This is a genomic window from Cyclobacteriaceae bacterium, assembly GCA_030584025.1.
Taxonomy (GTDB): domain Bacteria; phylum Bacteroidota; class Bacteroidia; order Cytophagales; family Cyclobacteriaceae; genus UBA2336.
Genome location: CP129487.1, coordinates 2,983,880 through 2,990,000, shown reverse-complemented (window position 1 = coordinate 2,990,000; position 6,121 = coordinate 2,983,880). Strand labels below are relative to the sequence as shown.

Genomic DNA, 6,121 nt, shown 5'->3' with positions numbered 1-6,121 from the left:
GATGAGCTGAGGGTAGGGGTGAAAGGCTAATCAAACTGAGAAATAGCTCGTACTCCCCGAAATGCCTTTAGGGGCAGCGTGCGGGTTGAGTTTAGTACAGGTAGAGCTACCAATTGGACTAGGGGGAGTCACATCCTACCAAATCCAGATGAACTCCGAATGGTACTAAATATACCGTGCAGTGAGGGCATGGGTGCTAAGGTCCGTGTCCGAGAGGGAAAGAACCCAGATCTACAGCTAAGGTCCCAAAATGTACACTAAGTTGAACTAAGGCGGTTCAGTTGCTTAGACAGCCAGGATGTTTGCTTGGAAGCAGCAATTCATTTAAAGAGTGCGTAACAGCTCACTGGTCGAGCGACAGAGCATCGATAATAATCGGGCATCAAGTGTACTACCGAAGCTTAGGATTTGATAGCAATATCAACTGGTAGGGGAGCATTCTAACATCGGAGAAGCAGCCTGGTAATGGGTTGTGGAGAGGTTAGAAAAGCAAATGTAGGCATAAGTAACGATAAGACGGGTGAGAAACCCGTCCACCGATAGACTAAGGATTCCGCGGCAATGTTAATCAACCGCGGGTAAGTCGGGGCCTAAGGCGAACCCGAAAGGGGTAGTCGATGGACAACCGGTTAATATTCCGGTACTACCGTATCAAGCGAAGTGGAGACGGAGGAGTGACAGTTCCGCGAACTGACGAAATAGTTCGTTGAAAGGCGTAGGTATATTTTCTGCAGGCAAATCCGCAGAGAATGCTGAAACCCAATAGTACCTGGAGGCTTCGGCCAAAGGGATAGAGGACGTAATCAGACTTCCAAGAAAACCCGCTAGCGTTAATTGATAAGGTACCCGTACCGCAAACCGACACAGGTAGTCAAGGAGAGAATCCTGAGGTGCTCGAGTGAATCATGGCTAAGGAACTAGGCAAATTAATCCTGTAACTTCGGAAGAAGGGATGCCTCCCCCGAGCAATCGGGGAGGTCGCAGTGAAAAGGCCCAGGCGACTGTTTAACAAAAACACATGGCTTTGCGAAATCGAAAGATGAAGTATAAGGCCTGACACCTGCCCGGTGCTGGAAGGTTAAGGGGGGATGTTAGTGGGGGCAACCTTGCGAAGCATTGAACTGAAGCCCCAGTAAACGGCGGCCGTAACTATAACGGTCCTAAGGTAGCGAAATTCCTTGTCGGGTAAGTTCCGACCTGCACGAATGGTGTAACGATCTGGGCACTGTCTCAGCCATGAGCTCGGTGAAATTGTAGTCACGGTGAAGATGCCGTGTACCCGTCACGGGACGGAAAGACCCCATGAACCTTTACTATAGCTTCACATTGACATTGGGTGGATGATGTGTAGGATAGGCGGGAGGCAATGATCCCGGGCCGCTAGGTTCGGGGGAGTCAACGGTGAAATACCGCCCTTCGTTTTCTTGATGTCTAACCCCGATTAATCGGGGGACAGTGTGTGGTGGGTAGTTTGACTGGGGTGGTCGCCTCCGAAAGTGTATCGGAGGCTTTCAAAGGTATGCTCAGTACGCTTGGTAACCGTACGTGGAGTGCAATAGCATAAGCATGCTTGACAGTGAGACCGACGGGTCGAGCTGGATGGAAACATGGATATAGTGATCCGGTGGTTCTGTATGGAAGGGCCATCGCTCAAAGGATAAAAGGTACTCTGGGGATAACAGGCTGATCTCCCCCAAGAGCTCATATCGACGGGGAGGTTTGGCACCTCGATGTCGGCTCGTCACATCCTGGGGCTGGAGAAGGTCCCAAGGGTTAGGCTGTTCGCCTATTAAAGTGGCACGCGAGCTGGGTTCAGAACGTCGTGAGACAGTTCGGTCCCTATCTGTGATGGGCGTAGGAAGTTTGAGAGGATCTGACCTTAGTACGAGAGGACCGGGTTGGACTAACCGCTGGTGTACCAGTTGTGGCGTCAGCTGCACCGCTGGGTAGCTATGTTGGGACGGGATAAGCGCTGAAAGCATCTAAGCGCGAAACCCACCTCGAGATGAGACTTCCATTAAGGGGCGTCAGAGATGATGACGTTGATAGGCTGCAGGTGTACAGGCAGAGATGTCAAAGCTGAGCAGTACTAATTACCCGGGAACTTCTTTTCGGGCAAGCCCTATGTTCGTGGTTTAACCTTTACGGTACATACATTGAAAACATCTACCTCTTCCGGTGGTCAAAGATATTGGAGCAGCCACGCTTCACCAATCTTAAAGGTGATCCCGAGCAATCGGGACGTTGGGGGTCAAACCTCAATGAAAATCACTGAAGGTCTTAAGGTGACTATAGCGGTGGGGATCACCTCTTCCCATTCCGAACAGAGCAGTTAAGCCCACCAGCGCTGATGGTACTACGGTAAAACGTGGGAGAGTAAGTCGTTGCCTATTTTTTATTCAAAAGCCTCACAGAAATGTGAGGCTTTTTTGTTGGGTAAAAGTCTGTACTTTTTCTAGAAAGTAGATTTTTACACCAATTGTGGGTAAGTTGAAGACTAATTAGAAATTCAAAATCTACTAGTGAAAAGAACTCCACTGGTTTTGACGCTGCTGATTATCCTTACGATAGCAGCATTCCTTTTGTATAAGGGTTATTTTGAGACGCGTACTACAACCATTTGGGATGTAATTGCTGAGCAAACAGTCTTGGTCTACGAGGTTGGTGATTGTAAAGAGTGTCAAAGTCAAATCCAACAAATTGCAATTTGGTCAGCGGTTCAGAAAGTTATTATTGGTTCAACAGCTGACGGGGATGCCAGGCAATTGTGGGAGGTTATAGTAAAGTCAGCAGATAAGTTATTGGTATCCCTTCACATCACCAAAAAGGATGATTTCGATTTTGTTTATTACTTACCTGATAATAAAGCTAAGGGTGTTGAAGCTTTTTTGCTCTCTCTTGGAGAGAAAGGTTCTAAAGTTTCACAGCGCGAACTCAATGGAATACAAATTAATGAAGTAAGAATTGGGGAGCGTGTATTTTCATGGACGGCTTTCGAGGGAATTTGGGTAGGTAGTTTTACTCCGTTTTTGGTTGAAGATATCATCCGAACCTATAAGTCGGGAGTAAAGAGAAATTTTGGTACAACGCTGTCCGGAGTTCAGCAATTTCCGAATGTTAAGCATGATGCGGGTAACCTTTATGTAAATCTTAATGGATTTTCGCAGTGGTTAATAACCTTTTTGCAAGAGGGAAAGATTTCAAATTCGGGCCAGGCCTCTTTACTCGATGTAAAAATTAATTCAAATAATATCATTTTAAATGGCTTTAGCTCCGCAGACAGAGCTAATACGGATCAATTGCTATATTATTTTTATGATCAATCCCCTGTGCCTTATTCTTTAAAGAGATATACGTCAATGCGTGCATTGGCTGTAACGAGTTTCGGAGTAACAGATGGAAAAATTCTTTTTAACAGATTGCCGATTAGTAAGAATAGTGCTTTTCTCGACTCAATTCGGGTAATCGGAGAAATAGACCCAGAGGAACTTTATTTGGGTCTAGGCAAGGAATTGGCAATATGTTATTTCGAAGACCGGGGTGACAAGCTCTCAAAAGTTGTTTTGCTTTCGGCATCAAATACCGAACAATGGTTGAATACGTTTGATCGCCTGGCGGCAGCTACTGAAAAGGAAGATTCTCTTTATTTCGAGCGATATTCCACCTATGAAATAAAGGAAATTGATTTGATGAATTTACCCCAAAAACTATTCAAACCTTTGGTAAATGGATTTGAAAGAACTTACTATTGTCAAATAGAGAACACGGTAATATTAGCAGAACAAGTTGAAGATCTTCGTAGATTTTTAGACGACATAGATCGCGAAGAAGTTTGGGGTAAGTCTGTATTGTTTAATCAACATCTTGAATCTACTTTACTTGAGTCCAATTACAGTATTTATATAAATCCACCTCGTGCGTATGGTTATCTTCAGAAGCGACTAAATTCCAGATGGACAAATGTGTTGAATAAATCAATACGAGGAGAGTTGAATACATTGAGTTTTGCTGCAGTTCAATTCAGTTCGTTGAATAATAATTTCTATACGAATGTTTCATTTATAATAGATGATCAGAATAACATTGCGCAACAAGAGCCCAATCGAATCCAAGCAAATTTAGAGCATCGTATAATTAACGGGCCTTTTCTTGTTAAGAACCACGTGACCAAGAAAAATGAAATTGTGGTTCAGGATTCAATATATGGACTTCATTATTTCTCGTTGGATGGAAAGCGCCTATGGAAGCGTAATCTTCAGGGGGAAATTATCGATCGGATTGATCAGGTTGACTTCTTGAGTAACAATAAACTCCAATTGTTTTTTATGGCTGATGGTAAATTGGAGATTATTGATCGCCTTGGTAACACCGTATCTCCATTCCCTGTTGCTGCTCCAAATCAATTAATTGAATTTGTTCAAGTTGTTGATTATGATAACAGCAAACGGTATCGATATCTGTTAACCGAAAAGTCGGGCAAATTATGGCTACTGGACAAAGAGGGAAAGAATCTGGATGGTTGGAAGCCCCGATCCATTGATGGTCCGCTTTTGGTTTCTGCGCAACACCACCGCATTCGGGGAAAGGATTTTATCCTTGCTATTCGAAAAGATGGGATTGTTCATCTCTTTAATCGAAGAGGTGAGGATATTAAGGGCTTCCCGCTCAATCTGGAAAACAAACCTGCAGGGGGATATTTTCTTGAACCGGGAAACACCGTAGCAACAACCAATTTTGTTGTGGTGACGAAAGATGGTGTAAAAGTTAAATTCAATGTTGAAGGAAAGATCGTTAGTCGGGAGCCGCTTGTAAAAACTGCAGTTGACGATGTGTTTGCGCTGATACCTGAACACACTGGGAAATCTTTCGCCATAGCCAGACAAAATTCAAAGCAATTTGAACTGTTGAATGAACAAGGTCAGCGAATTTTGATTAATGATTTTGTCGGAAAGAATACCATTGATGTTCAGTTTTATGATTTTGGTTCTGGCCGGGTTTATTATGTGTTGGCAGATGTTACTCAGGATTTAGCATACCTATACGATGCGGCAGGTCAACTGCTGACCTCTGTTCCTGTTGAAGCTGAATCAATTGCGTTGTTTTTGGACGGAAACAATGTGTACTATTGTTCGGTATTTGCAGATCAACTTACTATACAGCCCATTCAGAATTAATCATCGGCCCCGTTGCTTTTCCAGCATATCCCACATTTGTTCAGGTATGTGTTCAAGGTGACTGAATTCACCACCATTTCTAAGCCATTCGCCTCCATCAATAGTGATCACCTCTCCATTAATGTAGGCGGAATAATCTGACATGAGGTATGCTGCAAGATTGGCCAACTCCTGATGTTCACCAACCCGTTTAAGGGGAATACGATCTGCCGGATTAAATTTTTTTACCAAATCACCCGGCAGCAATCTGCTCCACGCTCCTTCAGTAGGGAAGGGGCCTGGGGCAATCGCGTTGCTTCTGATGTTGTATTTAGCCCATTCAACAGCCAACGATCTTGTGAGGGCTAATACTCCGGCTTTACCGCAAGCCGATGGAACCACATAACCTGAGCCTGTCCACGCATAGGTGGTAACAATATTCAGGAATACGCCTGGCTGTTTTTTGGCAATCCAATTTTTACCTGCAGCCAGTGTTGTATAATATGTTCCTTTCAGCACAATGTCTACTACAATATCGAAAGCGCGGTGAGAAAGACGTTCTGTAGGGCTGATGAAATTACCGGCAGCATTATTAAGTACTCCATATATTTGTCCAAATGTTGCTTCAGTTTGACGTATTACATTTTCTATTTCCTCATATTTCCGGATGTCGCAGGCTACAGGCAAGACGTTGCCACCGGTTTCGTTTTTTAGCTCCTCTGCTGTTTTTTCCAATACAGCTTGCTTTCGACTCGTAATCACAAGATTTGCACCCAACTCCAGCATATATTTCCCCATCGATCGGCCTAAGCCCGTGCCACCCCCCGTAATAATTACTGTTTTGTTTTTCAGCGTTCCTGGTTTCAGCATTCCTTCCATATATAACTTTTTAGATTTTGTGAGGACATGAATTTAGCCTAAACTTAGTATTGTGCGTACGGCTGATGGATTTTTATTTCCGTTAGGTT

Annotated in this window: 2 protein-coding genes and 2 rRNA genes (1 of these 4 only partly in view); 3 read left to right on the top strand and 1 reads right to left on the bottom strand. The window is 44.1% G+C overall.

The window, feature by feature from the left end:
* The 3 genes from QY309_13520 to QY309_13510 all read left to right on the top strand — a co-directional run.
* A 23S ribosomal RNA gene (locus QY309_13520) occupies positions 1–2,113 on the top strand (it extends 788 nt beyond the left edge of the window).
* A gap of 168 nt (positions 2,114–2,281) precedes the next feature.
* Positions 2,282–2,393: ribosomal RNA gene (gene rrf / locus QY309_13515) — 5S ribosomal RNA — on the top strand.
* A 129-nt stretch (positions 2,394–2,522) separates the two neighbouring features.
* Positions 2,523–5,174 (top strand): hypothetical protein, encoded by a 2,652-nt coding sequence (locus QY309_13510; GenBank protein ID WKZ58885.1) that lies wholly within the window; start codon positions 2,523–2,525, stop codon positions 5,172–5,174.
* On the opposite strand, the gene QY309_13505 is transcribed toward QY309_13510, so the two are convergent.
* A complete protein-coding gene (locus QY309_13505; protein ID WKZ58884.1) occupies positions 5,175–6,032 on the bottom strand; it encodes an SDR family oxidoreductase in 858 nt (285 codons plus the stop codon).
* Positions 6,033–6,121: the final 89 nt, after the last annotated feature.

Excerpts from the sequence above, each read along its gene's own strand:
- QY309_13505 (WKZ58884.1), bottom strand. The coding sequence starts at position 6,032 with ATGGAAGGAATGCTGAAACCAGGAACGCTGAAAAACAAAACAGTAATT.